This is a genomic window from Rheinheimera sp. F8 (genome assembly GCF_001518915.1).
In genome coordinates this window covers 1,945,052-1,971,250 of sequence record NZ_CP013656.1, presented here as the reverse complement: position 1 = coordinate 1,971,250, position 26,199 = coordinate 1,945,052, and the positions used below count along the sequence as shown (strand labels likewise).

Here is a 26,199-nt window from a genome sequence, read left to right as displayed (position 1 = left end):
CGCTTAATGAACGTCTTTCCAGTATTCTTTCTTCAGCAGGAATGCCAACACAAAGAAAATAAACAGGAAGATCATTACTTTAATACCCAGGCTGTGGGATTCAAGTTTAGAAGGCTCGCCAGTGTACTCCAGATAGTTAACCAGATCTGCTACAGCACGGTCATATTCTTCCGGACTAAGTTCACCTGATCCATCGGCGACAATACCGACATAAACTTCTTTCGACTCACCATCGACCATCTGTGTTTCGTGTTTTTTATGCGGAATACCCTGCAATTCCTGCAGCACATGCGGCATACCAACCAGTGGGAACACTTCGTTGTTCACGCCAAATGGACGTGTCGGGTCTGCATAAAACGAGCGCAGGTAGGTGTAAATCCAATCCGGACCACGCACCCTGGCCACGTTGGTCAGATCCGGTGGCGGCGCACCAAACCATCTGGCCAAATCGGCTTTTGGCGTTGAGTTCTTAATGAAATCACCGACTTTATTTGCCGTAAACGCCAGCTCTTTCATCCCGACGTCATCCGGAATACCTAAATCCCGGAACGTACGTGAATAACGTTGGTACTCCATCTGGTGACAACCCAGACAGTAGTTCTGGAACATCTTAGCGCCGCGCTGCAATGATTCTTTGTCATGCAGGTTAATCGGTGCTTTGTCCAGGTGGACAGCAACACCACCTGCAGCCAACACTGAAGCAGACGTCACCAGTGCCAGTACTGAGAATAACTTTTTCAGCATTATGACAACCTCACAGGCAATGGTTTGGTTTTTTCGTTTTTGCTGTACCACCACAGTAAACCGAAGAAGCCGAAGTAAGCAAAAGATGCGATCTGTGCAAACAGTGTATATGTCGGTGTTGCTGGTAATACACCCAGAACCCCTAACACAATAAAGCTAATCACAAAGTTAACCAGATTCAGTTTGTGCAGTGTTGAGCGGTAGCGCACTGAACGCACTTTACAGCGATCTAACCACGGTAACAGTGCCAGCAGAATGATGGCTGCGAACATCAGGATCGCGCCCCACAACTGGTCCGGAATCGCCCGCAGAATGGCGTAAAACGGCGTGAAATACCACACCGGAGCAATGTGGTCAGGTGTTTTCATCGGATTCGCAGGTTCAAAGTTCGGCGCTTCTAACAGGTAGCCACCGCCTTCAGGTGCAAAGAAAATCACTGCACAGAAGATAATCAGGAAGCCCACCACGCCAACGATATCTTTCACCGTGTAATATGGGTGGAATGGAATCGCATCGACGATGATTTTCTTGCCACCTTTGGTGAAATATTCATGGAAGGTGAATTTCTCTGAGACGTTATTCTCAAATTTCTGCCCTTCGTTTGGTACTTTAACATCGATACCATCCGGGTTATTTGAGCCCACTTCGTGCAATGCAATGATGTGTAAGAACACCAGAATGACCAGCACCAGTGGCAGCGCAATGACGTGTAACGCAAAGAAACGGTTCAATGTTGCGCCGGAAATGACGTAGTCGCCGCGGATCCACAGCGTTAAATCATCACCAATCCCCGGAATAACACCGAAAATTGAAATAATAACCTGAGCACCCCAGAACGACATCTGGCCCCATGGCAGCAGGTAGCCCATGAAAGCTTCAGCCATCAGCACGACAAAAATCAGCATACCGAAGATCCACAGCAGCTCACGTGGTTTCTGGTAAGAGCCGTACATCATGCCGCGGAACATGTGCAGATACACAACTACAAAAAAGGCAGAAGCACCGGTTGAGTGCATATATCGCAGCAGCCAGCCGTAGTCGACATCGCGCATGATGTATTCAACAGAAGCAAAAGCGCGTTCAGCAGAAGGCTCGAAATTCATCGTTAACCAGATGCCGGTGACAATCTGGTTTACCAGTACCAGCATCGCTAAGGAGCCGAAGAAGTACCAGAAATTGAAGTTTTTTGGCGCCGGGTACTGCATCACATGGAGATTCATCTTCTCCATAAATGGCATGCGGTACTCAATCCAACTCATGAAATTTTTAAACATCAGGCAGTCCCCTCGTCAACACCGATAACCAGCGTTGTGTCATCAGTGAACATATATGGTGGGATCATCAGGTTTTTTGGCGCAGGAACGCCGGAAAACACCCGACCAGCCATGTCATACGTGGAGCCGTGACATGGGCAGAAGAAACCAGATGCGATCCCTTCAACATGGGCATCAAAATCAGCCATCTTGTAAGTTGGAGAGCAGCCCAGGTGGGTACAAATACCGACCGCGACAAACACTTCTGGTTTTTTCGAGCGATGCTGGTTCTTCGCATAAGCCGGCTGCTGTTCTTCGTCAGAATTCGGATCCCGTAGCTGACCTTCAACGGCCGCCAGACTTTTTAACATATCCGGTGTACGGTTCACGACCCACACCGGTTTACCGCGCCATTCCACCCGAATTAACTGACCTGGCTCGAGTTTGCCGATATTCGCAGTAACAGGCGCACCGGCTTGTTTTGCTTTTTCACTCGGATTCCAGGAAGCAATAAAGGGAACGGCTGCTCCAACAGCACCAACACCACCTACAACAGAGGTCGCGATGGTCAGGAAGCGACGGCGACCATGATCAACTGGCGCATTGCTCATCCACTCATCTCCACGTTTACGCTTAAAACTTAAGCAGTTTAAGCGGCTGAATTACAGCGATTATTATAAGTTGCAAAATACGGCGGATCATAATGAAAAGCCCTGCCTGTTACAAGGATTTACACTGATTCTATGCGACCAGCTGCAGTTTTTTTTCGCAATTTTTTGATCCCGGACAATGTGGGCAACAGACTGAATTTGCTTTACAAATTACTAACGATAAGCAGCAGCGCATCTGAGCAGAGCGTGCACCTTTATCACCATAGCTGTTTTATGCCGGACGCAAACAAGTATTACCGGACTTTGTCGAATTACCAGAGTGCAGAGCATTGTTTCAGACGAAAAAAAACCCGGCAGAAGCCGGGTTTTTCGGGAAAACGAATTAACGTTTTGAGTACTGTGGGCGCTTACGCGCTTTGTGCAGACCGACTTTCTTACGTTCTACCTTACGAGCGTCGCGGGTTACGAAACCAGCTTTACGCAGCGCAGGACGCAGAGATTCGTCAAATTCCATCAGTGCACGGGTGATACCGTGACGGATAGCACCAGCCTGACCAGAAATACCACCACCTTTAACAGTGATGTACATGTCAAACTTGCCAACCATTTCAACTAACTCTAATGGTTGCATAACAACCATACGAGCAGTTTCACGACCGAAGTATTCAGTGATAGTACGTTGGTTGATAACGATGTTACCAGCACCCGCTTTCAGGAATACACGTGCAGTAGAGGTCTTACGACGACCAGTACCGTAATATTGATTCTGTGCCATGTCTATGCTCCCGTTAGATGTCTAAAACTTGTGGTTGCTGGGCAGCGTGCTGATGCTCGGCGCCTGCATACACTTTTAACTTACGGAACATAGCGCGACCCAGTGGACCTTTTGGCAGCATGCCTTTGATCGCGGTCTCCAGTACCATCTCAGGTTTTTTATCCAGCAGCTTTTCAAAGTTAATTTCTTTGATGCCACCTGGGAAACCAGAGTGAGAATAGTACATTTTGTTTTTCGCTTTGTTACCAGTTACAGTCACTTTGTCAGCGTTAACTACGATGATGTAGTCGCCGGTGTCAACGTGTGGCGTGTATTCTGGCTTGTGCTTGCCGCGCAGACGGCTAGCGATTTCAGTTGACAGACGACCCAGGGTTTTACCTGCGGCATCAACAACGAACCAGTCGCGAGTTACGCTTTCTGGTTTAGCAGTAAAAGTTTTCATCAAAAACTACCCAAAAATAAATATGTTACACCTTACACAACCTACTCAGGCTGCGTCGTTTATCGTACCCCTTCGAGTACTGCAAACTGCCAGGCTACGGCAGAATCAGGCTGTAACGTGGGCCGGCGGCGGATTATAAAGGAAGGCTGCACAAAAAACAGCTGTTTTGTGCAGATTTTTTCGATCGAATCAGTGTTTTACGGCAGATGGGCCAGCGCCAGATAATCCTGTGACTGCATTTCCTGCAGACGGCTCAGGCAGCGCCGGAACTCAAACGACAGAATTCCCTGCGTGTACAGCTGCTCCATTGGCAATTCTGCCGAAATAATCAGCTTCACTTTACGCTCATAAAACTCATCGACCAACGCGATAAAACGGCGCGCCACATCGTCATTGCCCTGCCCCATCTGCTTCACACCGCTTAGCAGCAGCGTATGGTAGATTTTCGACAGTTCCATGTAGTCATACTGGCTGCGCATCGTTTCGCATAACTCACTGAATTCAAACCAGATAATGCCATCAGCCTCACGTCGATACTGCAGCTTGCGGCTGGCAATTTCAATCTGGCCATCCTGCTGTCGCGGCTCGACCGACAACGCCAAAAAATACTGCTGCAAATTTTGCTCAGCTTTTTCATCGAGCGGCGCGTGATAGATTTCTGCCTGCTGCAAAGTGCGTAAGCGGTAATCAATCCCACTGTCGACATTCACTACATCGGTATATTGTTTAATCAATGCAATCGCCGGCAAAAACCGCGCGCGCTGCAAGCCATTACGGTATAAACCATCCGGCTCAATGTTCGATGTCGCCACCAGCGTGATGCCGCGGGCAAACAAGGCCTGCATCAGCGTGCCCAGGATCATCGCATCAGTGATATCCGAGACAAAAAACTCGTCAAAACAGATGATATCCACATCACGTTTGAAGTGGTCCGCGACTTTTTCCAATGGATTGGGCTCACCCGCCAACGCTTTCAGTTCGTCATGGACTTTGTGCATAAACCGGTGAAAATGCACACGCAGTTTGCGGTTCCCGGGTAAACATTCAAAAAATGTATCTACCAGATAGGTCTTGCCACGGCCAACACCGCCCCAGAAATACAAACCTTTAAGCGGGTTTGATTCAGGCTTCTTCCCTAATAACTTATTGAAAATAGTAATTTTTTTAGGAGCGTGACTGACAAAATCGTCATACAGGCGTTGCAGTTGCAACACGGCATGTTGCTGAGCGGCATCAAACTGAAAATCGGGGCGCTGTAAATCAAGCTGATATTTTTGCTGTGGCGTCATCATACAATGCAGTGCGGGCGCAGGTTCTGGCCGGGAAAAGTTAACGCTTATAGTAACATGCCTTACCACTACCGATAAGAAGATCGGTTACACTTGACAGTAAATCGTAGTTCCAGGAGTTGTTATGTTGATGTCTTCCATTCTTTGGCTGATAGCCGGTTTAGTGATTGGTGCTGCAGCCGCCCGTTTTTACAGTGTCCGGCAATTTAATCAGAACAAACTGCAGGTTGAACTCGAAGAGAGTAAATCCCAGTTGCAAAATTATCGCACGGAAGTGTCCGACCATCTGGAGACCACCCAACGGCTGATGAGTCAGTTGCAGGATAACTACGAACAAATCGTCCGCCATATGGCCAGTACCAAGATGACGCTGGTCGACAAAGCCCCGGTGCAACGCCCGACGCATTTGAATTATTTGTCGACAGATACAGCGGAACATATTCGTAAATCGCTTGGCCAAATCGATGAACGCCGACGCAAACAAGTGTCACATGCACAGCAACCGCTTGATTATGCGGGCCATTCCAGCGGGTTGATGAAAACCTTCCCAACAGAAAAAAATTCAGGAAACTGAAACTTTTTAAAAATGCACCGGTCTTCAGAGGCAGTTACCCGATGGAGACAAGTGCGTTATGAATATGAAGTTATCCTTTGTCACCGCAAGTATTCTTGCAGTTTTTCTGTTAGCTCAACCAAGCCCTGCAGCGGCTAAACTCCCTTTCTTCGGTGCCGAAGCCGGCACCGAAATGCCTAGCCTGGCCCCGATGCTCGACAAAGTGACCCCTGCCGTCGTCAACATTAACGTTGCTGGCAACCGCGAAGTGCGTCAACGGGTGCCGGATGCGTTCCAACAGTTTTTTGGTCAAGGCGAAATGCGCCGCTCTCAGCCATTCCGCGGTTTGGGTTCCGGCGTCATCATTGATGCCGCCAAAGGTTATGTGGTTACCAACTCTCATGTCATTAATCAAGCCGATGAAATTCAGGTCACCTTAAAAGATGGCCGGACTTTTGATGCAAAAAAAATCGGTGAAGATCCGGACAGCGATATCGCACTGTTGCAAATCAAAGCCGACAACCTGACCGCTATCACGGTCTCGGATTCTGACACGCTGCGGGTCGGCGATTTTACCGTCGCCATTGGTAATCCGTTTGGTTTAGGTCAAACCGTCACTTCCGGTATTGTCAGTGCGCTTGGCCGCGGTGGTCTTGATATTGAAAAATATGAAGATTTCATCCAGACCGACGCAGCGATCAATAGCGGTAACTCCGGTGGTGCTCTGGTCAACTTAAAAGGTGAGCTGATTGGTATTAACACCGCCATATTAGGACCAAATGGCGGCAATATCGGTATCGGTTTTGCTATTCCGTCGACGATGATGAAAAATCTGGTTAATCAAATTATTGAATTTGGCGAAGTAAAACGTGGCGTGCTCGGTATTGAAGGGAATGACCTGAATGCCGAACTGGCAAAAAATATGAACGTAAAAACCAACAAAGGTGTGTTTGTTGGCAAAGTAACACCAAATTCCGGCGCGGAAAAAGCGGGGATAAAAGCGGGTGATGCGATCGTAAGCCTGAATGGTAAGCCAATCCAGAGCATGTCTGAACTGCGTGCCAAAGTTGGTACACTCGGGGTAGGTAAATCGGTCAAACTTGGTGTTTTGCGCGAAGATAAACAGGTCTCGCTGGATGTAAAACTTTCTGCCGCGGATCAGGCTAATGTCACCGCAGCGAATTTGCATGACATGTTGGCTGGAGCCAACTTTGCTAACGGTAAAACTGCCGACGGCGATGCGGGCGTGTTGATTGTTGAAGTTGCCGACGGATCGCCGGCAGCAAGGCTAGGATTGGCGAAAAACGATGTGATTATCGGTGTGGGGCGTACTCGTATTGAAAATATCAATCAGCTCCGTACTATCCTGGAAGGGGCGCAAGGTGTGATTGCTCTGCAAATTCAACGGGATAACACTGTATTCTATACGTTGATCCGTTAATTCGTACCATCAGATAAAGCCGGGGCAACCCGGCTTTTTATTTGCAAAAATGCTGAAGCCTGGCTATGTCCAAGCAGGCCACGACAAGCCCAATTTCATGATCAGTAACGTTTTTTCTGCTGCAGCTTTGCCGGCATCAATGCTATGCTGAAACATTCCTGAGCTCAGATAGAACTGTCGTGACTAATTTCCTGCTGCTGATTTTTAAGGGCGTGGCCTATGGGCTGGCACTTGCACTGCTTTACCTGCTTCTTGCCCCGTCCGGGCAATTGCAGCTTGCCCATCTGCTGCAGCCTGAAGAATCCGAGCCAGCCGCCATATCTTATGCCAGAGCAGTCCGCGCCGCGGCACCAGCAGTAGTTAATGTTTATACGCGCAGTACTCAATTGGACGAGCGCTCGTATGAGCGCCGTGTCATCCAGAATCAATCACTGGGTTCGGGCGTGATCATGCGCAGCGATGGTTATATCGTGACCAATTACCACGTCGTACACGGTGCCGACCAAATCGTCGTTGCGCTGCAGGATGGCCGGCAGCTCGATGCACTGTTGATCGGCCAGGATCAAATGACCGACCTTGCCGTGCTGAAAGTCGAAGCAGAAGATCTGCCGGTTATTCCACAAAATCCGGAACTGGCGCCACAAGTCGGCGACCTGGTACTTGCGATTGGTAACCCGTTAAATCTGGGCCAATCAATCACTCAAGGCATTATCAGCGCGACAGGCCGGGCTGGCCTCAGTACCAATTCATACACCGATTTTATGCAAATGGACGCGGCCATCAATGAAGGCAACTCAGGTGGCGCGCTGGTCAATAGTAATGGCGTGTTAGTCGGCATTAATACCGCTGCGTTTCAGCGTCAGCGCAATCTGGAAGTGCAGGGAATTTTCTTTGCTGTGCCGTATAAACTGGCCGCGACTGTGATGCAAAAGCTGATTAAACACGGGCGAGTTGTGCGGGGGGCGCTTGGGATGAATGGTATTCCGGTCGTTAATGCTGCTGGCGAGCGTCAGGTATCAACCGGTCAGCCATTTTATGGCGTGCTGATCGACCAGGTTGAGCCTTTTGGTCCTGCTGATACTGCCGGCGTGCAACAAGGCGATATTCTGTTGCAGGTCGATCATAAGGCACTGACGAGCGTTGGTCAGGCCTTGGACATCGTGGCTGAAACCGAGCCTGGCTCAGAGATTGATTTATTACTGGAAAGGCAAGGTCAAAAAGTGACGCTCAAATGCCGGATAGGCTTAAGGCCTGAAGCTGAATAGACGTCAATGCTGACAACAAAAACGCCCGCAACCGCGGGCATTTTTTTAAGCACATAATACAGAGTGATTAAACCGGCGCGTTAATCCGTGTTATCTCTGCACCTAATTTCTGCAACTTAAACTCGATCTGCTCGTAACCACGGTCAATATGATAAATGCGGTCAACAACAGTGTCGCCTTGCGCAACCAGACCAGCAATCACCAGACTGGCTGATGCACGCAGATCAGTCGCCATCACTTGCGCGGCGTTCAGCTGTGGCGTGTGCTGACACACAGCCGTATTGCCTTCCAGCTGGATCAGCGCACCCATCCGCTGCAGTTCCGGCACATGCATAAAGCGATTTTCAAAGATAGTCTCGGTAACAACGCCGACTCCACTTGCCACCACATTGAGCACAGTGAACTGCGCCTGCATATCGGTCGGAAAGCCCGGATGTGGCACTGTTTTCACGTTGACAGAATTTAAGCTACGCCCAGTCATATTCAGGCGGATCCAATCAGCCCCGGTGGTGACTTCAGCACCGGCTTCCCGTAATTTTTCCATCACGACTTCAAGTTCAGCCGGATCGGTATTGGTACAGGTCACATCCCCGCCAGTAACGGCCGCAGCGACCAGAAAAGTGCCGGTTTCAATCCGATCCGGCAGCACTTTGTGCTTGGCACCGACTAACGACGGCACCCCTTCAATCCGGATTGTTGCACTGCCAGCACCACTGATTTTCGCTCCTAAAGCAATCAGATAATTAGCTAAATCAACTACTTCAGGCTCACGGGCAGCATTTTCGATGATGGTCACACCATCAGCCAGCGTTGCCGCCATCAACAGGTTTTCGGTGCCAGTGACACTGACCATGTCCATCACCAGATGTGCGCCTTTTAACCGGTCAACCCGCGCTTTGATATAGCCATTTTCCACGACAATCTGCGCACCCATTTTACGCAGGCCATCGATGTGCAGATTGACCGGACGCGCACCGATCGCGCAGCCACCCGGTAACGATACTTCGGCATAACCAAAACGGGCTAACAATGGCCCTAACGCCAGAATAGATGCGCGCATTGTGCGCACCAGCTCGTATGGCGCCAGCTGACTGGTGATGTTGGTCGCGTCGACGGTCACCCGATCAGCGTCACGCTCAACGACGGCGCCAAACATCCGCAGCAGTTTAAATGTGGTGTCGATATCTTTTAACGCAGGCACATTACTGATCACTGATGGCTGTTCAGCCAGCAGGGTTGCAAACAGGATCGGTAATGCGGCGTTTTTCGCACCGGAAATAGATACTTCGCCTTGCAGGCGGGCGCCGCCTTTGACTAAAAATTGTTGCATCTTTGCTTACACCGGCGGGTTAAGGAGTTTTTCACGACGCCATTGGGTTGGCGTGAAGGCTTTAATTTGCAGGGCATGAATACTGCCGTTGGCAATATCACTCATCAGCGGTGCGTACACCAGCTGCTGTTGTTTTACCCGGCTCAAGCCGTCAAAACAATCGCCCACGGCCGTGACAGAGTAATGACTGCCATCAGTTTTCACATACACTTCAGCCAGTTGCAGCTGCTCAAGCAACCGCTGTTCAATCTCTTTACAATCCATCTGGATACCCTTGTGCCACAGTGTGGTGGTTTGCGAGCGTCCGTTAACCGGACAATCGCCAAAAATAAAACCCGGCGTACTGGCGCCGGGTTGTCATTATATCCTGCCTCGGAGTGCTTTTCAGCTCTCTGTCGGTAAAAGGCTTAATACATCACTGACCGCAGCCAGTGAACGCAATTGCGCCGGCATGCCACGTAACGTGACCTGCAGAGATTTTGCCTTTGCCTGCGACAATACCTGGATCAGCCAGGCCAGGCCTGCTGTATCCACATGCTTTAATGCGGCAAGGTCAAACACCGCATTGCCCTGCAGACTCTGCAATGGTTTAAATGGCCAGAACTGCACGACGGTGTTGCGATCCAGCTCGCCGCTGAATACCAGTACTTGCTGTTCCTGACGGATCTCAAGCATTTTTCGCTTTCTCAGGCGCTTTGATCGGCGCTTTGGCTTTCTCTTCTAACTGCGCAGCCACGCTGACCAAGCCTTGCTGACGGATCAGGCTGCCCAGTTCAGAACGCTTGCTATCCAGTAAAGAAATACCTTCGGCGACCATGTCAAAGACCAACCAGTTACTCGCACCTTTGACGCGACGCAGTTTAAATTCGATTTTGATATCCGGTTTACCAGGGTCGATCACCCGGGTTTTGATCGTGATAATTTTCTTTTGGGCTTCAATCGGTTGACCCGGTTCAATCATCACTTGCTGATCGCGATACTGGGTAAATACACCGGCATAAGTACCAACCATGTAGTTCTGGAAGGCGCCAACAAAAGTATTAAAATCTTCCTTCGGCACTGTATTCAGTTTGACTGCGTTGCCAATGACATAACCAGCTGCGTAACGGCTGTCGATATAAGGCACCAGCTCTTCTGTGACGATTGTACGCAGAATTTCCGGATCCTTTTTGATGTCAGCCTGTTGCCGGGCAATACGTTGGAAGGTTTTATCTGCCAGCACTTCCATCATTTTGTATGGGTCGTCATATTTCGGCACTGCAGCGTCTGCCGCCTGAGCCTGCGAAAACGCCAGCAGCGCAGTCGCCGCCAGCAATACTTTGAATAATGCTTTCATCATTGATTCCCACGATTGAATAAGAACTGGCCAATGAGCTCTTCCAGCACAATGGCGGATTTGGTGTCTTCGATGTAGTCACCGTTTTTCAGAATTTCAACGTTCTCATCGACAAAACCCGGCTGTAATCCGATGTATTGTTCCCCCAGTAGCCCTGAGGTCAGGATCGCCAGTGAACTGGTTTCCGGAAAATTGTTATAACTGCTGTTGATCTCCAGTGTAACCACCGGTTGAAACGATTCCGGATCTAACTGAATTGACGCGACCCGTCCAACCACAACACCACCGACTTTGATCGGTGAACGCGCCTTCAGGCCGCCAATATTTTCAAACTTAGCTAATAACTGATAGCTCTGATCCGAACCGGCGACACCGGTATTGGCCACTTTGAGTGCCAATAACAACAACGCTGCGATCGCCAATGCGACAAAAAAACCTACAAATAACTCTAATTTACGTGATGCCATTTCTCATCCACCAAACATGACAGCGGTTAATACAAAATCAAAACCCAGTACAGCCAGTGAGGCTGTCACCACAGTCTGAGTCGTTGCCTGACTGATCCCTTCCGACGTTGGGACCGCATCAAAACCTTTGTGCAGCGCAATCACAGTCACCACAAAGGCAAACACGATACTTTTGATCACGCCATTAATGACATCCTGCTGGAAATCGACATTAGCCTGCATCGCAGACCAGTAGCCGCCACCATCAACACCGAGCCAGTCGACACCAACCAGATGGCCGCCCAGAATGCCGACCGCATTAAAAATCAGCGCCAATAATGGCATACTGATGACGCCGGCCCAGAACCGAGGCGCGATGACCCGACGCAGCGGATCAACAGCCATCATCTCCATACTCGACAACTGTTCCGTGGCTTTCATCAGACCGATCTCTGCGGTCAGCGCACTGCCCGCCCGACCGGCAAACAGTAACGCAGTCACGACCGGTCCCAGTTCACGTAACAGACTGAGCGCTACCAAAGGCCCTAACATCTGTTCGGCACCGAACTTAGCCAGAACTGTATAGCCTTGCAGCGCCAGCACCATGCCGATAAACAGGCCGGATACCAGAATGATCAGCAATGACAACACACCGACCACATAAATCTGTTTCATATACAGATGCCAGTTCTTCAGCGGCCGTGGCCGCCCCCATAAGGCACCAAACAACATCAGAGTTGCCCGGCCAAGGCCCTGCAACGTACCTAGTGTGTTGGCACCTAACTGCTGGATTTGATTCAGCATCAGCGGCTTAACTCCATTAATTCAGTAGCATAATCGGCTGCTTTAAAGTGGAACGGCACAGGCCCGTCCGCTTGTCCCTGCAGGAATTGCTGCACCAGCGGTGATTCGTGTTGGCGCAACTGCTCGGGTGTACCGTGGCCAATGACACGACGTTCCGCCACCACATAAACGTAATCGGCGATACTCATCACTTCAGCGACGTCATGCGACACAACAATAGAAGTCAGCCCCAACGCATCATTCAAGGAGCGTATCAACCGGACTATCACGCCCATTGAAATCGGATCCTGTCCGGCAAATGGCTCGTCGTACATAATCAATTGCGGATCTAATGCAATAGCCCGCGCCAGTGCCGCGCGGCGCGCCATGCCACCGGAGAGTTCTGCCGGCATTAAATCCCGGGCGCCGCGTAACCCAACCGCTTCAAGCTTCATCAGCACCATTGTGCGGATAATGGCTTCCGGCAGCCGGGTATGTTCGCGAATCGGAAATGCGACGTTGTCGAACACCGACATCTCGGTAAACAACGCGCCACTCTGGAATAACATGCTCATTTTTTTGCGGGCCTGATACAGCTCCTGCCGGCTGAGCGTGGGAATATTAGCCCCCTCAAACAGGATTTTGCCGCTGTCCGGCTTTAACTGACCACCTATCAGCCGTAGCAGTGTCGTTTTACCGATGCCGCTTGGCCCCATGATCGCGGTAACTTTGCCCCGCTGAAATTGCATACTCATGTCGTCATAGATGACACGATCGCCGCGGCGGAAAGTCAAATTCTGAATATCAACCAATGGCTTATCCAAACCAAACTCCATTCGTTTCTCGCTATGCACATTCCTGGCCGGAGTGCTGATTCCGGTCCCTGCACTGGCAGGCGGGAAAAAACGGCGCAATATACGGTGACTGACAGTACTATGCAAGGCAAACGCCTAATTAATCACCGCATTTTAACCGCATTCAGCACCGGCGTCGCTCTGAAAAATTGTAATTATCAGTTGCAGAATTTAGAACTGTCGGCCTTTACCTCACCGGTAGCTCCGACAAGTGTGGCACTGGCCACTTATCAGCTGCTGAAAAGTTGTCATCGCAACAAGCTTGTGCTGCTTGAATACGGCCATCGGTTCAGGTTTTTTTGCAATTACCGGACAGAAACTGGAAAATGCTGCGTTATCAACGCCTGCTTTCAGCTTTTGGCTGATTGCATTTGCTTATAATTCGCATTTTGCCGGCGTTAACTGAATATCAGCTTAATAGAGCTGTGGTGTCAGGCACGAATGGGCTGGAGGATTGGGGTGAGCACGAATTTTTGCGAGACCGCCACGCGGGTGCTGGATATCGAAGCTAAGGCAATCATTGGCCTTAAAATATATATAGATCAAAGCTTTAATGATGCCTGCCATTTATTCTTCAATACGCGCGGCAGGGTCATTGTCAGTGGTATGGGCAAATCCGGCCATATTGGCAATAAAATTGCCGCCACGCTGGCATCAACAGGTACACCGGCCTTTTTTGTCCATCCGGGCGAAGCCAGTCACGGTGACCTCGGCATGATCACCCAAGCCGATGTGGTGCTGGCCTTATCTAATTCCGGTGAAACCGAAGAAATTCTGAAGTTACTGCCGGTACTCAAACGCCAGGGTATTGCGATTGTCGCGATGACTGGTAACCCGGACTCCACACTGGCAAAGCTGGCGGATATACATTTGTGTGCCCGCGTCGAACAGGAAGCCTGCCCGCTTGGTCTGGCCCCAACTGCCAGCACCACCGCAGCGCTGGCATTGGGTGATGCTATCGCCGTTGCTTTACTGGAAGCCCGGGGCTTTTCCGCTGATGATTTTGCCTTGTCCCATCCGGGCGGCAGTCTCGGCCGGCGTCTGTTACTGCGCATCAGTGATGTGATGCACGATGGCAATCAAATTCCACTGGTTGACGAGCAAGCGACCATTTCAGCCGCACTGCTGGAAATTTCCCGTAAAGGCCTCGGCATGACTGGGGTATTAAATGCGCAAGGTCAACTAGCCGGCATTTTTACCGATGGTGACCTGCGGCGGATCCTTGACCAGCGCATTGACATTCATCAGACGCTGATTGTCAGCGTGATGACGCGGAACTGTGTCACAATCCGGTCAGAGCTGCTGGCCGCTGAGGCGCTGAAAATTATGGAGCAAAAGAAAATTAATGCCCTGATGGTCGTCGATGCCAACAAAGTGCCGGTCGGCGCACTGAACATGCACGATTTATTGCGCGCAGGAGTGCTCTGAATGACATTGGGTTATCGAGAACTTTATCAGCCTTTAAGCGCCGAAGCAGAAGAAAAAGCAAGCCAGATCAAACTGTTAATTTGCGACATTGACGGAGTTTTTTCCGACGGCCGTATTTATCTGGGTAACGACGGCGAAGAACTGAAAGCGTTTCATACACGCGATGGTTACGGCGTCAAAGCACTGCGCCAGGCCGGCATTGAAGTGGCTATTATTACCGGACGACGTTCATTGATCGTCGAAAAACGTATGCAGGCTTTGACGGTACAGCATATTTTTCAGGGCCAGGAAGATAAAATGCCGGCATATCAGCAATTAAAACAGCAGATGATGCTGGCCGATCAACACATCGCATACATAGGTGATGACTTATCTGACTGGGCCGTGATGCAACATGTGGGTCTGTCTGTTGCCGTCGCTGATGCGCATCCATTGTTGCGCCAGCGGGCGACTCTGACGACCAGCTTGCCGGGTGGTTTTGGCGCTGTACGCGAACTTTGTGACCTGTTATTACTCTCTCAGCACAAGTTTGGTAATTTTTCAGGAAGCAGCACATGATCAGGCAATTGTTCTGGTTATTTCTGGTACTCACCGGCGCCACAGTGTTATACAGCTGGATTGAAGCGGCTGATGAACCAAAGCAAAAACCAGTCGAACGTGAACTGGTACCGGATTTTGTTGCCTACCAGCTAACCCGGCGCAGTTTTGATAAAGACGGCAATTTGTCCGGTCAGGTCAAAGCCGCGCAGATGGCACATTTTGAACAGCTGGGTCAGATCCAGTTTGAACAACCGGCCTACACGCTGTATGAAGATCGGCAGCCGCGTTGGCAAATCAGCAGTGCCCAGGGCGTGTTTTATCAGGATAATAAGGTCATTCTGGAGCAGAATGTCCAGGTGGATAACCTGCATTCTGACGAAATGTTTAAACAAATTCAGACCGAACAGCTGGAAATGCTGCTCGATACGCAAATGCTGCAAACCGACCATCCGGTACTGGTACTGGGCCAGAGTTTTCAAATCCATGGTCAGGGTCTGCAAGCTGATTTAGCCGCGCAAAAATTGCGCCTGTTCAAGCATCAGGGGACGGTATATCAACATGAAAATCAATAAGCTGGGTTGTTTGTGCCTGCTGCTAATCAGTATAACCGCTACAGCAAAAACAACCGACTTCAGCGAACCTATTGAAGTCAACGCGGACCGCAACGAAGCCAGCCTGAAACAGCAAATGCTGGTTTACTCCGGCAATGTCATCGTCAAACAAGGCACTTTATTGATTAAAGCGGAAAAGCTGACAGTCGATCGCTCCGCCGGAGAAGGTAAAGAAGTATTCATCGCTGTTGGGCAACCTGCGGTGTACTCACAAGTGCTGGATGGTGACAAACCGATCCAGGCCAGCGCCGAAGAAATTCGTTATGCCATGGCGACCCGGGTGCTGACCCTGACCGGTAAAGCGGAAATCACCCAGAGTGGCAGCCTGGTACGAAGCGCCAAAATTGAATATGACCTGTTGAAACAACAACTCAGTGCCGAAGGTGAAAAAGGCAAAGAACGGGTCACAACTATCTTTACCTCTGAAGGAAAATAGGGTGAAAAAGCTTGTTGCTGCGCACCTGGCGAAGAGTTACAAAGGCCGCCAGGTAGTCAAAGACGTCAGTCTGGAAGTAGGTGCCGGCCAGATTGTTGGATTATTAGGTCCAAATGGCGCCGGCAAGACCACCACATTTTATATGATTGTAGGCCTGGTGCCGTCTGACAAAGGCCAAATCACTTTGGGCGGTAATGACATCACTTTTGATCCGATCCATGCCCGCGCCCGGCAGGGGATTGGTTATCTGCCGCAGGAAAGCTCGATTTTCCGTAAATTAACGGTGTTTGAGAACCTGATGGCAATCTTACAAATCCGCAAAGATCTGACCGAAGATCAGCGCGAACAAACTGCCGACGAACTGTTGGATGAATTTAATATCACCCATATCCGCAACAGTCTGGGCATGAGTCTGTCCGGTGGCGAACGGCGTCGCGTCGAAATCGCCCGGGCATTGGCGGCCAATCCGGCATTCATTCTGCTGGATGAGCCCTTTGCCGGTGTAGACCCAATCTCAGTGCTCGACATCAAAAAAATCATTCAGCACCTGCGTAATCGTGGCATCGGTGTGTTAATTACCGACCATAATGTCCGCGAGACCCTTGATGTTTGTGAGATCGCCTATATCGTCAGTCATGGGGAGCTGATCGCCTCTGGTACACCGGCTGAGGTATTGGCCAACCAGCAAGTCAGAGATGTATACCTCGGTGATCAATTCAGGCTATAGTTAGCAAAAAACCAGTCCCCAGCTGGTCGTCAGGAGTGACAAGAAGTACATGAAGCCATCTTTACAACTTCGGCTTGGACAGCAACTAACAATGACGCCTCAGCTGCAGCAAGCCATCAAGCTGCTTCAGCTGTCGACCATTGAATTGCAACAGGAAATCCAGGAAGCACTGGATGCCAACCCCCTGCTTGAAGCCGAAGATGAATTTAGTTTTTCCGAAGCCCCCAGCGGCAATGAATTGCAGAATACTGACCCTGCACCTGAACATAACAGCGCTGATGAATATGCTGAACCAGAAGTACCGGACAGCAGCGAGTCGATGACCGAACAGAACATCAAAGAAGATTTGCCCCTCGACAGCAACTGGGACGACCTGGTCAGTGCAGCCCCGGTTTCCGGTACAGGCTCACCTGACGAAGATACCGTGTTCCAGGGCGAAACCACGGAAACCTTACAGGATTATCTGCGCTGGCAAATGCAGCTGACGCCGTTTAGCGAAACGGACCGTGCCATTGCCGAAATTATTATCGAAGCCATCGACGAAAACGGCCTGCTGACTATCAGCTGTGAGGACGTGCTCGAATCGCTGGGCCTTGATGACATCGAAGCGGACGAAGTGGAAGCCGTGTTGAAACGGATCCAGCTTTTTGACCCGGTTGGTGTGGGTGCCCGCACGATCCAGGAATGTTTATTGATTCAGTTGCGCCAGTTTGACCCGCATACACCGTTCCTGAAAGAAACCTGCGAAATAATTAAGCATCACAGCGAATATTTAGCCAATCGTGATTTCCGTTCTCTGATGCGCGTGTCTAAACTGAAAGAAGATGATCTGCGTGAAGTAATGCGACTCATCCACAGCCTGAATCCCCGCCCTGGCGCGGATGTGATCCGGCAGGAACAGCAGTATACGGTGCCGGACGTGTCGGTGAAGAAAGTTAAAGGCCGCTGGATGGTCGAACTGAATCCCGATGCCTTTCCGAAGATCCGAATTAATGAACAATACGCGGCGATGTCGCGACAAGTACGCAATTCATCAGACAGCCAGTTTATCCGCTCGCATCTGCAGGAAGCCAAGTGGTTCCTGAAGAGTCTGGAGAGTCGCAACGAAACGTTATTAAAAGTGGCCAACTGTATCGTTCAGCAACAACAGGCGTTTTTTGAACACGGCGAAGAAGCCATGAAGCCGATGGTGCTGAATGATGTGGCAGAGATGGTCGGCATGCACGAATCAACGATTTCCCGGGTCACCACCCAGAAATATATGCATACCCCGCGCGGAATTTTTGAACTTAAGTTCTTCTTTTCCAGTCACGTCAGTACAGAGAGCGGCGGCGAATGTTCGTCAACCGCGATCCGTGCCTTTATTAAGAAATTGGTGGCGGCGGAAAATCCGGCCAAACCGCTCAGTGATAGCAGAATGGCCGAGATCCTGTCGGAACAGGGGATAAACGTCGCGCGGCGTACCATCGCCAAGTATCGGGAATCTCTTTATATTCCGCCGTCTAATCAACGTAAGAGCTTGCTCTAAGTAAGTGCTCACCTAAGAAGGAAATGTCTATGCAAATTAATCTAACTGGTCGTCATGTAGAAATTACTGCAGCACTGAGAGAATATGTAGACAGCAAATTTGCCAAGCTTGAGAGACATTTTGACCATATCAACAATGTGCATGTCGTGCTCAATGTCGAGAAGTTAAAACAAATCGCCGAAGCCAAACTGCATTTAAACGGCGGAGAGGTGTTTGCGCAGTGTGAAGATGATAACATGTACGCCGCGATTGACCTGTTGATCGATAAACTGGATCGTCAGGTCATCAAACACAAAGAGAAAATTTCTCGTCACTGAACTCTGGATTTATGAACCTAAGCTCAATGTTGTCGGAGGACTGCACAAAAAGTGCGGTCCTTTTTAATAGTAAAAAACGCATCCTTGAGTACATCGCGGAGCTTGCACACCAGCATATGCCGGAATTGCCAGAGTCCACTGTATTCGAAGCGCTGATGGCGCGGGAAAAGCTTGGCTCTACCGGCATCGGTGGTGGCATTGCCATTCCACATGGCAAGCTCAAAGGCGTGACGACTCCTGTACTGGTGTTTGTCGTCAGTCAGGATGCCATCCAGTTCGATGCAATTGATAACCAGGCTGTGGATATCTTCTGCGCCATCCTCATTCCGGAAAATCAGTGCCAGACGCATCTGACGACGTTAGCCGGCATCGCCCGTCTGCTTAGTCAAAAGGATCTGACGCGAAAAATCCGTCATGCCGGCACTGATCAGGCTCTGTATCAGTTGCTGCTCAGCCATGCTGACACAGGCACCCCCAAATGAAACTATTGGTTGTCAGCGGCAGGTCAGGCTCAGGGAAATCCGTCGCGTTACGGGTGATGGAAGATTTGGGTTACTACTGCGTTGACAATATTCCGGTCAATTTGTTGCCCACACTCGCCAATGCGGTGATGGGACAATATGAACGGGTCGCCGTCAGTATTGATGTGCGCAACTTACCGCAGGAACCAGAGGAACTCACCGAGATCCTGTCTTACCTGCCACGTAAAGTTGAACTGACCATCTTGTATCTGGACGCCGACCACACCAGTCTGATCAAGCGCTTCAGTGAAACGCGCCGGTTACACCCGTTGTCGCATCAGGCGATGTCACTGGATGAAGCGATTCAGCGCGAGCAGCAGCTGCTTGACCCCATCTCCAGTCGCGCTGACCTGTATATCGACACCACCGAACTGAACGTGCATCAGCTGACCGAGCAGTTACGCGAACGGATCCTCGGGCAAAAAACCGGTCGTCTGGTGATGTTATTTGAATCATTTGGCTTTAAATACGGCATCCCAAAAGACGCAGATTTTGTATTTGACGCCCGCTTCCTGCCTAACCCGCACTGGGAACCGGAACTGAAAATACTGACCGGTTTAGACCAGCCGGTAAAAGATTATCTGGAAGCCCAGCCAGTGGTCGCTAAATATACCTGGCAAATCAACAGCTTTATCAGCACCTGGTTGCCACACCTCGAACGCAATAACCGCAGTTACCTGACGATTGCCATCGGTTGTACCGGTGGACAACATCGTTCGGTTTATATTGTTGAGTCTTTGGCAGAAAGCTTCCGCGCTTTACGCGAGGATGTACAAATCCGCCACCGGGAGTTAGTTCGTCACCATGGCAAATAGTTTTAAAGACACTGTGACCATCGTCAATCAATTGGGCCTTCATGCCCGTGCCGCCACTAAATTGGCACAGCTGTGTATGCAGTTTGATGCCAAAATCGAACTGCAGCAGGATGGCCGCAGCGCCGATGCCAGCAGTGTGCTGGCGTTATTAATGCTGGCGAGCAGCAAGGGCAAAAATGTTGATGTGGTTACCAGCGGTGAACAGGCTGAAGCGGCACTGGTCGCGGTAACCACATTGATCCGCGCCGGTTTCGACGAAAACTGATACCTTCACCGAGCTAAATTCCAGCCTTACGGATTCAGTCTTTCGGTATTCTGTCCTGTCCCTGCGCGTTGTCACAGGCTTTCAGCTGATGATGTAACGCCACTTTAATCAGCATATGCGCGGTCACAGGCGCTGAAATAAACAAAAATAACGCAATTAGCAGTTGTTGCAGGCTCAGCGTCTGCTGCTGCAGATTAAAATACAACAGCGACGCGAGAACAAGGCTACCGAGCCCGAGCGTTGTGGCTTTGGTTGGACCGTGTAGCCGGGTATAAAAATCTGGTAACTTCAGCAGCGCCACCGACCCCAGCAACACAAACACTGCGCCTAAAAGTAAAAAAACACTGATCACCCACTCCAGTATGCTCATCCCGCCTCCTACTCGATAATATCGCCGCGCAGCATAAACTTGCAGATCGCAACTGTACTGACAAACCCCAGCATCGCAATCAGCAGCGCTGCTTCGAAATACAGCTGGGTCGATACGTAAACTCCGTACACCAGCAACAACGCGATACTGTTGATGTACATGGTATCCAGTGCCAGCAAACGGTCAGCCAGATCCGGCCCCCGCAATAACGACAAGCCATTTAGCAGCAGCGCAAACACGATCACACTCATCACGCCAATCAGGATCAGACTGAACATGCAAAAATCTCCTTCAGCGGCATTTCATAGCGCTGTTTCAGCTCCGCGATCAAACGCGCTTCATCCTGTAGATCTAACACGTGTAATAACAAAAACTGTGGCTTGTCTGCATTACGCGGCAGTAGCTCGGCGCTGACAGTGCCGGGAGTCAGGCAAATCGTGCCAGCCAGAATTGTCAGCGGCAACGGCTCAGTCAAGTCCAGTGGCAGTAAGACAAAACCTGGCCGCATTGCACTGTTTGGCCCGAGTACGATTTTGATCACCTGCAAATTAGCAACGATAATGTCCCATAACACTATCAGCAGATACCGCAGCAACAAGCCATAACGGCGCACTGCCGGCTGGGTTTCACGAAAACCACGACTGATCCATGGGATCAGCAGTGCCAACAAAACGCCCGTCAACACAATCAGCGGTGCGAAACTGTTGTGCAGCGCGCACCAGACCAAAAGCAACGACGCGCTGCGCAACGGCGTGGCAAATAATGTCTGTTTCATCAGTGTACTCCCGCGCCAGCCTGCAGCTGCGCAATGGCATCAAGGCAAAATTGGGTCCACCAGTTGCCACACAGCACCAACGACAGGCCAGATAACAATAATAGAGCCACTGCGCTCACCGGCAGCCGGCTGGCCGGATTTAAATCCTGCGCCGCTGAGTTGGCCCGCCAGAACAGCATACTGCCGGCCCGGCTCAATGCAATCAGAACCGCCAGACTACTCAGTAACAGCACCGCTATCAGCAACATCCCCGACGAGTGACTGGTCATGCCCTGGAGCAGCCACAACTTGGCGACAAAACCAGAAAAAGGTGGCATGCCAATCACTACCAGTGCGCTCAGTGCAAACAACCAACCATACAGTTGCGCCTGGACCAGCCTGGGGCCTGGCACCAGGCGATCGCCGACACTACCGCGTTGCTGGCCTATCTGGTCGGCCAATAAAAACCAGACCGCACCAATCCAGCTGGAATGAACGGCATACAACAAGGCAGCAGCTTTGACTTCAGCCACGCCACTGCCCAGCGCAGTCAGTAAGGTGCCGGCTGATAACAATACCAGCGCCGCCGCCATGCCTTTTAAATCCACCGCAGCCAGCACCATCGCCGTGGCCAGCAGCATCGTCAGCATGCCGCCCCACCACAGCAATGTATCGCCATAACCACTTAGCGTACCGGCTGTTGCGCCAAACAACAGACCAAACACCCGCAGCAGGCTATAAATACCGACTTTAGTCATCACCGCAAAAATCGCCGCCACACTGGCATTGGCCTGACTGTAAGCCGCTGGTAACCAGAAATGAAACGGCAACAACGCAGCTTTTAAACCAAACACGATCAGCAACAGTGCCGCCGCCGCTTTCACTGCCAACGCCTGCGACGGCTCCAGCATACTGATGCGCTGCGCCATGTCGGCCATATGCAAAGACCCGAGCATTGCGTAAAGCAGCGCCAGCGCCAGTAAAAACAGCGCCGAACCGACCAGATTCAGCACCACATAATGCAGCGCCGCCTGGATGCGTTTTTTGCCACCGCCATGCACTAACAAGCCGTAGGACGAAATCAGCAGCACTTCAAAAAATACAAACAGATTAAACAAATCGCCGGTCAGGAAAGCTCCATTGAGCCCCATCAACAAGAAATGCAATAACGTATGGAAATACGCCCCTTTTTCATCATCGCCACCGCAACTGTAAAGCGTCACCGCCAGCGCTAACAGCGACGTCAGCCAGACAAACAGCACCGACAGTTGGTCCGCCACCAGCAAAATGCCAAACGGCTGCGCCCAGTTACCCAGTAAATAATGCTGTGCCGGCACATTCGTCTGCTGCCACAACAGCATCGAGCTGACGAACAACGTCAGTAGCATTGCCACGACACTAAAACTACGTCGCAGTTGTGCAGCCCCCGTCAGCGGTTGCAGCAACAATAAAACCGCAAACAAAGCCGGCAATAAAATCGGCAGAATGACTATATGCGACATCAGGGCATCCCCCGCTTCGGCGCGCGCTGGTTATCCAATTCGTCGTGCCCAAGCTCGGCCCGCGAACGGATCGCCAACACGACCAGGAATGCGGTCATGGCAAAACCAATCACGATTGCGGTCAGCACCAGTGCCTGCGGCAGCGGATCAGCGTAGCGAGCAGAAGCCCCCAGCACAGCGCCGGCGCCAGTAGTCAGCCCACCACTGACAAAAATAAACAGATTCACTGCATATGACAGCATGGTCAGGCCCAGCATTACGGCAAAGGTACGCCCCCGCAGCAGTAATAACACACCACAGCCGGTTAGCAGGCCGATGGCCACCGCCAGTAATAATTCCATCAGGTTTGCTCCTTATGTTCCGGTTTATATCTGGTTGTCAGCTTGCCCAGATTTGCCAGGATCAACAGCGTGGAACCCACCACTGTCAGGTAAACCCCTAAATCAAATGCCATCGCACTGGCCAGCTCAATTTGCCCCAGCAATGGCAGTTGGAAATAATCAAACCAGGAAGTTAAAAACGGCTTACCAAATAGCCAGCTGAAAGCACCAGTCAGTCCCGCAATTAAAATGCCGCTCGCGATCAGCGCGGAAAACCGCAGGTTTAACCGTGGTTTGACCCAATCCACACCGTGGGCAATGTATTGCAATATCAGCGCAACGGCCGTGACAAGACCCGCCACAAAGCCGCCACCAGGCAGGTTGTGGCCGCGGAAAAAGATGTATACCGACACCAGCAGCGCCAGCGGTAATAAGCCCTGAGATACCACCCGCAATAACAACGGATGCGCATCCAGTGCCCAGTTACGGCCATCAGCGTCAGCACTGGGTTTAAACCGGGGAATGCCGGTCAGCAACTTGTAAATTCCAAGCGCTGCAATCCCCAGCACTGTGATCTCACCAAAGGTATCAAAACCACGGAAATCGACCAGGATCACATTAACCACATTGGTACCGCCACCACCGCTTTTGGCATTGGCCAGAAAATAAGCCGACACCGAATCCACCTGTTGTGTCAGCATCAGATACGCCAGGCTGCCGATCACAATGGCACAAGCGCCAGCCAGTACCAGATCACGCAATAAGGTCGAATGTGCGCTTTGTTTCTGGCTGCGGTGCGGTAAAAAATACAGCGCCAGCATCAGCAACACCGCAGTCGCAACCTCCACGGCCAGCTGGGTTAACGCCAGATCCGGCGCGGAAAAGCGGATAAACAACAAACTCAGCATCAGCCCGACCACCGACACCATGATCAGTGCCAGCAGCCGTTGTCGTTGCCATAGCACCGTTGCAACAGCAGCCAGTACCATCACCAGTAATAACGCGGCAGTCAGCAGGTCCGGAGCCAGCGTCGGCCGCGGTCCCTGTAAATCGGTCAGTTGCAACAGCGGATAACCCGCCAGCAAGACCATCGCCCACAGGATGATCGCAATGTACCACTGCAGACGACCGGGCTCGGCCCATTGACTGATCCGGCGACAAGTGTGCACCAGACGTTGTACCAGCGCTTCAAAGCGATAGATTGCCAATGTCGACTGGAAACCGGCCTGAAACAAAAACAACTGTTTACGGTTGATATACAGCACAATGCCGGCAAAAAACGCCACTGCACTCATCAATAGCGGCAGATTCAGCCCATGCCATAACGCCAGGCTATAAGCCGGCGGCGCTTGCTGCAATGCAGCTGTTGAGGCTGCCAGCAAAATATCGCCCACCAGCCACTGTGGAAATAAACCGACGCCAATACACAGCGCCACCAGAATCTCCATCGGCACCCGCATATACCGCGGCGGCTCGTGTGGGGTTTTGTCGAGACCTATTGGCTTGCCGTTAAAAAATACGTCGTGGATAAAGCGGGCGGAATAGGCCACTGAAAACATCGCCGCGACCGTCGCCAGCAACGGCAATAACCAGCTGAGTGACCCCAGCACACTCTGATGCAAGGTCTGACTGAAAAACATCTCTTTTGATAAAAAACCATTGAGTAGCGGCACGCCCGCCATTGATGCAGCTGCCACCATCGCCAGACTGGCAGTTACTGGCATAAAATGCCATAAACCATTGATCTTACGCATATCACGCGAACCGGTTTCGTGGTCGATAATACCGGCAGCCATAAACAACGACGCTTTAAACACGGCATGGTTGATGATATGAAAAATGGCGGCGACTGTCGCGAGGTCAGTATCCAACCCCAGTAACAAGGTAATCAGCCCCAGATGCGAAATGGTCGAGTAAGCCAACAGGCCTTTGATATCGTGCTGAAATAAAGCGAAATAGGCGCCAGTCAGCAGTGTCAGCAATCCCGCGAGACTCACCAGACTGAACCACAAATCGGTTCCTGCCAGTGCCGGATATAAGCGGATCAACAGGAAAATCCCGGCTTTGACCATAGTCGCCGAATGCAGATAAGCGCTGACAGGCGTTGGCGCCGCCATTGCATTGGGTAACCAGAAATGAAACGGAAATTGGGCGGATTTGGTAAAAGCGCCCAGCAGTACCAAGGTCAGGATCAGCGGATATTGGGCATGAGCAACAATCTCCGATCCTTTACTGAGGATAACATCAAGCTGATAACTGCCAGCAACCTGCCCGAGCAACACCAGGCCGACCAGCAACGCCAGACCACCGGCGGCCGTCACTGTGAGCGCCAGGCGGGCGCCTTTGCGCGCATCAGACCGATGCGACCAGTAACTAATGAGTAGAAATGAGCTGATACTGGTCAGTTCCCAGAACAGCCAGAGTTGCAGAACGTTGCCCGACAATACGATGCCAAGCATCGCCTGCATAAACAGCAGCAGGCACGCATAAAACCGGCCCATCGGGTCTTTTGGGCTCAGGTAATAGCGGGCATAGAAAATCACCAACAGGCCAATGCCGAAGATCAGCAGGACAAACAGCAGCGCCAGTGCGTCTAAGCGCAACGTCCATTGCAGCCCCAATAATGGCAACCATTGCCATTGTTGTTGCAGCACCTCGCCCTGTAAGACTGATGGCATCAACGGTGCTAACAGCAGCAAGCCCAGTAATGGCGTTGCTAATGCAACAGCGGTTTGTTGATTTCGGCTGAGCTGCCGGACACACAGCAGCAGTAAAATACTGATCAGAGGCGCTGACAAAATCCAGGGGAGTAACGACACCATGTCATAGCCTCTTTAGCAGGGTTGTGTGTGCAATGCGCAGTCAAAACCCGGTACAGGCTCACACAACAGATTAAAAGTTATCCTGATTTGTCTGGGTGGCTGGGGGCGAAAACAAGCCCCC

The 26,199-nt window shown here is 51.0% G+C and carries 32 protein-coding genes; 13 read left to right on the top strand and 19 right to left on the bottom strand.

The genetic code is table 11. The annotated features are described in order from the left end of the window. Window positions 1-3: 3 nt before the first annotated feature. From ATY27_RS08935 to zapE, 6 genes are all read right to left on the bottom strand, one after another. Entirely contained in the window at window positions 4-744 is a 741-nt protein-coding gene (locus ATY27_RS08935; protein ID WP_208932828.1) for a cytochrome c1, read from the bottom strand. After that, the gene (locus ATY27_RS08930) at window positions 744-2,018 is read right to left on the bottom strand and encodes a cytochrome bc complex cytochrome b subunit (protein WP_208932829.1); all 1,275 of its coding nucleotides are present in this window, start codon (window positions 2,016-2,018) and stop codon (window positions 744-746) included. The genes ATY27_RS08935 and ATY27_RS08930 overlap by 1 nt, the downstream gene beginning before the upstream one ends. Continuing rightward, the gene (gene petA / locus ATY27_RS08925) at window positions 2,018-2,608 is read right to left on the bottom strand and encodes a ubiquinol-cytochrome c reductase iron-sulfur subunit (RefSeq protein WP_208932830.1); all 591 of its coding nucleotides are present in this window, start codon (window positions 2,606-2,608) and stop codon (window positions 2,018-2,020) included. The genes ATY27_RS08930 and petA overlap by 1 nt, the downstream gene beginning before the upstream one ends. Window positions 2,609-2,990: 382 nt before the next feature. Then, window positions 2,991-3,383: a 30S ribosomal protein S9 gene (gene rpsI / locus ATY27_RS08920; RefSeq protein ID WP_208932831.1), complete on the bottom strand. Its 393-nt coding sequence runs from the start codon at window positions 3,381-3,383 to the stop codon at window positions 2,991-2,993. 13 nt (window positions 3,384-3,396) lie between these two features. After that, window positions 3,397-3,825: a 50S ribosomal protein L13 gene (gene rplM / locus ATY27_RS08915; protein ID WP_208932832.1), complete on the bottom strand. Its 429-nt coding sequence runs from the start codon at window positions 3,823-3,825 to the stop codon at window positions 3,397-3,399. Between the two features lie 197 nt (window positions 3,826-4,022). Beyond that, entirely contained in the window at window positions 4,023-5,114 is a 1,092-nt protein-coding gene (gene zapE, locus ATY27_RS08910; protein WP_208933435.1) for a cell division protein ZapE, read from the bottom strand. A 124-nt stretch (window positions 5,115-5,238) separates the two neighbouring features. Here zapE and ATY27_RS08905 point away from each other — a divergent pair, with 124 nt between their 5' ends. The 3 genes from ATY27_RS08905 (at window position 5,239) to ATY27_RS08895 (ending at window position 8,373) form a co-directional block, all read left to right on the top strand. After that, the gene (locus tag ATY27_RS08905) at window positions 5,239-5,688 is read left to right on the top strand and encodes a YhcB family protein (RefSeq protein ID WP_208932833.1); all 450 of its coding nucleotides are present in this window, start codon (window positions 5,239-5,241) and stop codon (window positions 5,686-5,688) included. A 58-nt stretch (window positions 5,689-5,746) separates the two neighbouring features. Beyond that, the gene (locus tag ATY27_RS08900) at window positions 5,747-7,108 is read left to right on the top strand and encodes a Do family serine endopeptidase (protein ID WP_208932834.1); all 1,362 of its coding nucleotides are present in this window, start codon (window positions 5,747-5,749) and stop codon (window positions 7,106-7,108) included. 179 nt (window positions 7,109-7,287) lie between these two features. After that, window positions 7,288-8,373 (top strand): trypsin-like peptidase domain-containing protein, encoded by a 1,086-nt coding sequence (locus ATY27_RS08895; protein ID WP_244151404.1) that lies wholly within the window; start codon window positions 7,288-7,290, stop codon window positions 8,371-8,373. Between the two features lie 67 nt (window positions 8,374-8,440). Here ATY27_RS08895 and murA read toward each other — a convergent pair whose 3' ends face one another. The 7 genes from murA to mlaF all read right to left on the bottom strand — a co-directional run bounded on the left by murA (window position 8,441) and on the right by mlaF (window position 13,104). Next, the gene (gene murA / locus ATY27_RS08890; protein WP_208932835.1) at window positions 8,441-9,703 is read right to left on the bottom strand and encodes a UDP-N-acetylglucosamine 1-carboxyvinyltransferase; all 1,263 of its coding nucleotides are present in this window, start codon (window positions 9,701-9,703) and stop codon (window positions 8,441-8,443) included. 6 nt (window positions 9,704-9,709) lie between these two features. Then, entirely contained in the window at window positions 9,710-9,967 is a 258-nt protein-coding gene (locus tag ATY27_RS08885) for a BolA family protein (protein WP_208932836.1), read from the bottom strand. 120 nt (window positions 9,968-10,087) lie between these two features. Next, window positions 10,088-10,378, bottom strand: a complete 291-nt coding sequence (locus ATY27_RS08880) for an STAS domain-containing protein (RefSeq protein ID WP_208932837.1) — start codon at window positions 10,376-10,378, stop codon at window positions 10,088-10,090. After that, window positions 10,371-11,042 carry an ABC transporter substrate-binding protein gene (locus tag ATY27_RS08875; RefSeq protein ID WP_244151405.1) on the bottom strand — a complete coding sequence of 224 codons (672 nt, stop codon included), beginning with the start codon at window positions 11,040-11,042 and terminating at the stop codon, window positions 10,371-10,373. Before ATY27_RS08875 ends, ATY27_RS08880 begins: the two co-directional genes overlap by 8 nt. Beyond that, on the bottom strand, window positions 11,039-11,506 hold the full coding sequence (mlaD, locus tag ATY27_RS08870) for an outer membrane lipid asymmetry maintenance protein MlaD (RefSeq protein WP_208932838.1): 468 nt from the start codon (window positions 11,504-11,506) through the stop codon (window positions 11,039-11,041). Before mlaD ends, ATY27_RS08875 begins: the two co-directional genes overlap by 4 nt. A gap of 3 nt (window positions 11,507-11,509) precedes the next feature. After that, window positions 11,510-12,292: a lipid asymmetry maintenance ABC transporter permease subunit MlaE gene (gene mlaE / locus ATY27_RS08865; protein WP_208933438.1), complete on the bottom strand. Its 783-nt coding sequence runs from the start codon at window positions 12,290-12,292 to the stop codon at window positions 11,510-11,512. Then, window positions 12,289-13,104 (bottom strand): phospholipid ABC transporter ATP-binding protein MlaF, encoded by an 816-nt coding sequence (gene mlaF / locus ATY27_RS08860; protein ID WP_208933439.1) that lies wholly within the window; start codon window positions 13,102-13,104, stop codon window positions 12,289-12,291. The genes mlaE and mlaF overlap by 4 nt, the downstream gene beginning before the upstream one ends. 477 nt (window positions 13,105-13,581) lie before the next feature. Between mlaF and ATY27_RS08855 the strand changes: the two genes are divergently transcribed. The 10 genes from ATY27_RS08855 to ATY27_RS08810 are packed head-to-tail and all read left to right on the top strand — an operon-like array spanning window position 13,582 to window position 20,310. Continuing rightward, entirely contained in the window at window positions 13,582-14,550 is a 969-nt protein-coding gene (locus ATY27_RS08855) for a KpsF/GutQ family sugar-phosphate isomerase (RefSeq protein WP_244151407.1), read from the top strand. Beyond that, the gene (gene kdsC, locus ATY27_RS08850; RefSeq protein WP_208932840.1) at window positions 14,551-15,108 is read left to right on the top strand and encodes a 3-deoxy-manno-octulosonate-8-phosphatase KdsC; all 558 of its coding nucleotides are present in this window, start codon (window positions 14,551-14,553) and stop codon (window positions 15,106-15,108) included. Further along, complete coding sequence (lptC, locus tag ATY27_RS08845; protein ID WP_208932841.1) at window positions 15,105-15,662, top strand: LPS export ABC transporter periplasmic protein LptC; 558 nt, start codon at window positions 15,105-15,107, stop codon at window positions 15,660-15,662. The genes kdsC and lptC overlap by 4 nt, the downstream gene beginning before the upstream one ends. Beyond that, window positions 15,649-16,137, top strand: coding sequence for a lipopolysaccharide transport periplasmic protein LptA (gene lptA / locus ATY27_RS08840; RefSeq protein ID WP_208932842.1), 489 nt, complete (start codon window positions 15,649-15,651; stop codon window positions 16,135-16,137). Before lptC ends, lptA begins: the two co-directional genes overlap by 14 nt. Window position 16,138: 1 nt before the next feature. Continuing rightward, window positions 16,139-16,864: an LPS export ABC transporter ATP-binding protein gene (gene lptB / locus ATY27_RS08835; RefSeq protein ID WP_208932843.1), complete on the top strand. Its 726-nt coding sequence runs from the start codon at window positions 16,139-16,141 to the stop codon at window positions 16,862-16,864. A 49-nt stretch (window positions 16,865-16,913) separates the two neighbouring features. Next, on the top strand, window positions 16,914-18,392 hold the full coding sequence (locus ATY27_RS08830; protein WP_208932844.1) for an RNA polymerase factor sigma-54: 1,479 nt from the start codon (window positions 16,914-16,916) through the stop codon (window positions 18,390-18,392). A gap of 29 nt (window positions 18,393-18,421) precedes the next feature. Further along, window positions 18,422-18,709 carry a ribosome hibernation promoting factor gene (gene hpf / locus ATY27_RS08825; RefSeq protein ID WP_031566773.1) on the top strand — a complete coding sequence of 96 codons (288 nt, stop codon included), beginning with the start codon at window positions 18,422-18,424 and terminating at the stop codon, window positions 18,707-18,709. An 11-nt stretch (window positions 18,710-18,720) separates the two neighbouring features. Then, window positions 18,721-19,191 (top strand): PTS IIA-like nitrogen regulatory protein PtsN, encoded by a 471-nt coding sequence (gene ptsN / locus ATY27_RS08820; RefSeq protein WP_244151408.1) that lies wholly within the window; start codon window positions 18,721-18,723, stop codon window positions 19,189-19,191. After that, complete coding sequence (gene rapZ / locus ATY27_RS08815; protein ID WP_031566769.1) at window positions 19,188-20,045, top strand: RNase adapter RapZ; 858 nt, start codon at window positions 19,188-19,190, stop codon at window positions 20,043-20,045. Before ptsN ends, rapZ begins: the two co-directional genes overlap by 4 nt. Then, the gene (locus ATY27_RS08810) at window positions 20,035-20,310 is read left to right on the top strand and encodes an HPr family phosphocarrier protein (protein WP_208932845.1); all 276 of its coding nucleotides are present in this window, start codon (window positions 20,035-20,037) and stop codon (window positions 20,308-20,310) included. The genes rapZ and ATY27_RS08810 overlap by 11 nt, the downstream gene beginning before the upstream one ends. Before the next feature lie 34 nt (window positions 20,311-20,344). On the opposite strand, the gene ATY27_RS08805 is transcribed toward ATY27_RS08810, so the two are convergent. From ATY27_RS08805 to ATY27_RS08780, 6 genes are read right to left on the bottom strand one after another with little or no spacing between them, the layout of a single operon-like run. Further along, on the bottom strand, window positions 20,345-20,680 hold the full coding sequence (locus ATY27_RS08805) for a Na+/H+ antiporter subunit G (RefSeq protein WP_208932846.1): 336 nt from the start codon (window positions 20,678-20,680) through the stop codon (window positions 20,345-20,347). An 8-nt stretch (window positions 20,681-20,688) separates the two neighbouring features. Next, a complete protein-coding gene (locus ATY27_RS08800; RefSeq protein WP_208932847.1) occupies window positions 20,689-20,958 on the bottom strand; it encodes a K+/H+ antiporter subunit F in 270 nt (89 codons plus the stop codon). After that, window positions 20,946-21,455, bottom strand: a complete 510-nt coding sequence (locus tag ATY27_RS08795; protein ID WP_208932848.1) for a Na+/H+ antiporter subunit E — start codon at window positions 21,453-21,455, stop codon at window positions 20,946-20,948. The genes ATY27_RS08800 and ATY27_RS08795 overlap by 13 nt, the downstream gene beginning before the upstream one ends. After that, entirely contained in the window at window positions 21,455-22,936 is a 1,482-nt protein-coding gene (locus ATY27_RS08790) for a monovalent cation/H+ antiporter subunit D (protein WP_208932849.1), read from the bottom strand. Before ATY27_RS08790 ends, ATY27_RS08795 begins: the two co-directional genes overlap by 1 nt. Continuing rightward, the gene (locus tag ATY27_RS08785; protein WP_208932850.1) at window positions 22,936-23,277 is read right to left on the bottom strand and encodes a Na+/H+ antiporter subunit C; all 342 of its coding nucleotides are present in this window, start codon (window positions 23,275-23,277) and stop codon (window positions 22,936-22,938) included. The genes ATY27_RS08790 and ATY27_RS08785 overlap by 1 nt, the downstream gene beginning before the upstream one ends. Beyond that, entirely contained in the window at window positions 23,277-26,078 is a 2,802-nt protein-coding gene (locus ATY27_RS08780; RefSeq protein WP_208932851.1) for a monovalent cation/H+ antiporter subunit A, read from the bottom strand. The genes ATY27_RS08785 and ATY27_RS08780 overlap by 1 nt, the downstream gene beginning before the upstream one ends. Between the last annotated feature and the right edge of the window lie 121 nt (window positions 26,079-26,199).

Coding starts and splice junctions, on each gene's coding strand:
- ATY27_RS08790 (WP_208932849.1), bottom strand. CDS start 22,936: ATGTCGCATATAGTCATTCTGCCGATTTTATTGCCGGCTTTGTTTGCG.
- petA (WP_208932830.1), bottom strand. CDS start 2,608: ATGAGCAATGCGCCAGTTGATCATGGTCGCCGTCGCTTCCTGACCATC.
- ptsN (WP_244151408.1), top strand. CDS start 18,721: ATGAACCTAAGCTCAATGTTGTCGGAGGACTGCACAAAAAGTGCGGTC.
- lptA (WP_208932842.1), top strand. CDS start 15,649: ATGAAAATCAATAAGCTGGGTTGTTTGTGCCTGCTGCTAATCAGTATA.
- kdsC (WP_208932840.1), top strand. CDS start 14,551: ATGACATTGGGTTATCGAGAACTTTATCAGCCTTTAAGCGCCGAAGCA.
- ATY27_RS08900 (WP_208932834.1), top strand. CDS start 5,747: ATGAATATGAAGTTATCCTTTGTCACCGCAAGTATTCTTGCAGTTTTT.
- ATY27_RS08805 (WP_208932846.1), bottom strand. CDS start 20,680: ATGAGCATACTGGAGTGGGTGATCAGTGTTTTTTTACTTTTAGGCGCA.
- ATY27_RS08885 (WP_208932836.1), bottom strand. CDS start 9,967: ATGGATTGTAAAGAGATTGAACAGCGGTTGCTTGAGCAGCTGCAACTG.
- ATY27_RS08930 (WP_208932829.1), bottom strand. CDS start 2,018: ATGTTTAAAAATTTCATGAGTTGGATTGAGTACCGCATGCCATTTATG.
- ATY27_RS08795 (WP_208932848.1), bottom strand. CDS start 21,455: ATGAAACAGACATTATTTGCCACGCCGTTGCGCAGCGCGTCGTTGCTT.
- ATY27_RS08880 (WP_208932837.1), bottom strand. CDS start 10,378: ATGCTTGAGATCCGTCAGGAACAGCAAGTACTGGTATTCAGCGGCGAG.
- ATY27_RS08780 (WP_208932851.1), bottom strand. CDS start 26,078: ATGGTGTCGTTACTCCCCTGGATTTTGTCAGCGCCTCTGATCAGTATT.
- rpsI (WP_208932831.1), bottom strand. CDS start 3,383: ATGGCACAGAATCAATATTACGGTACTGGTCGTCGTAAGACCTCTACT.
- murA (WP_208932835.1), bottom strand. CDS start 9,703: ATGCAACAATTTTTAGTCAAAGGCGGCGCCCGCCTGCAAGGCGAAGTA.
- zapE (WP_208933435.1), bottom strand. CDS start 5,114: ATGACGCCACAGCAAAAATATCAGCTTGATTTACAGCGCCCCGATTTT.
- ATY27_RS08800 (WP_208932847.1), bottom strand. CDS start 20,958: ATGTTCAGTCTGATCCTGATTGGCGTGATGAGTGTGATCGTGTTTGCG.
- ATY27_RS08785 (WP_208932850.1), bottom strand. CDS start 23,277: ATGGAATTATTACTGGCGGTGGCCATCGGCCTGCTAACCGGCTGTGGT.
- ATY27_RS08810 (WP_208932845.1), top strand. CDS start 20,035: ATGGCAAATAGTTTTAAAGACACTGTGACCATCGTCAATCAATTGGGC.
- mlaF (WP_208933439.1), bottom strand. CDS start 13,104: ATGGAGTTTGGTTTGGATAAGCCATTGGTTGATATTCAGAATTTGACT.
- ATY27_RS08830 (WP_208932844.1), top strand. CDS start 16,914: ATGAAGCCATCTTTACAACTTCGGCTTGGACAGCAACTAACAATGACG.
- rapZ (WP_031566769.1), top strand. CDS start 19,188: ATGAAACTATTGGTTGTCAGCGGCAGGTCAGGCTCAGGGAAATCCGTC.
- lptC (WP_208932841.1), top strand. CDS start 15,105: ATGATCAGGCAATTGTTCTGGTTATTTCTGGTACTCACCGGCGCCACA.
- mlaD (WP_208932838.1), bottom strand. CDS start 11,506: ATGGCATCACGTAAATTAGAGTTATTTGTAGGTTTTTTTGTCGCATTG.
- ATY27_RS08905 (WP_208932833.1), top strand. CDS start 5,239: ATGTTGATGTCTTCCATTCTTTGGCTGATAGCCGGTTTAGTGATTGGT.
- hpf (WP_031566773.1), top strand. CDS start 18,422: ATGCAAATTAATCTAACTGGTCGTCATGTAGAAATTACTGCAGCACTG.
- ATY27_RS08935 (WP_208932828.1), bottom strand. CDS start 744: ATGCTGAAAAAGTTATTCTCAGTACTGGCACTGGTGACGTCTGCTTCA.
- rplM (WP_208932832.1), bottom strand. CDS start 3,825: ATGAAAACTTTTACTGCTAAACCAGAAAGCGTAACTCGCGACTGGTTC.
- ATY27_RS08875 (WP_244151405.1), bottom strand. CDS start 11,042: ATGATGAAAGCATTATTCAAAGTATTGCTGGCGGCGACTGCGCTGCTG.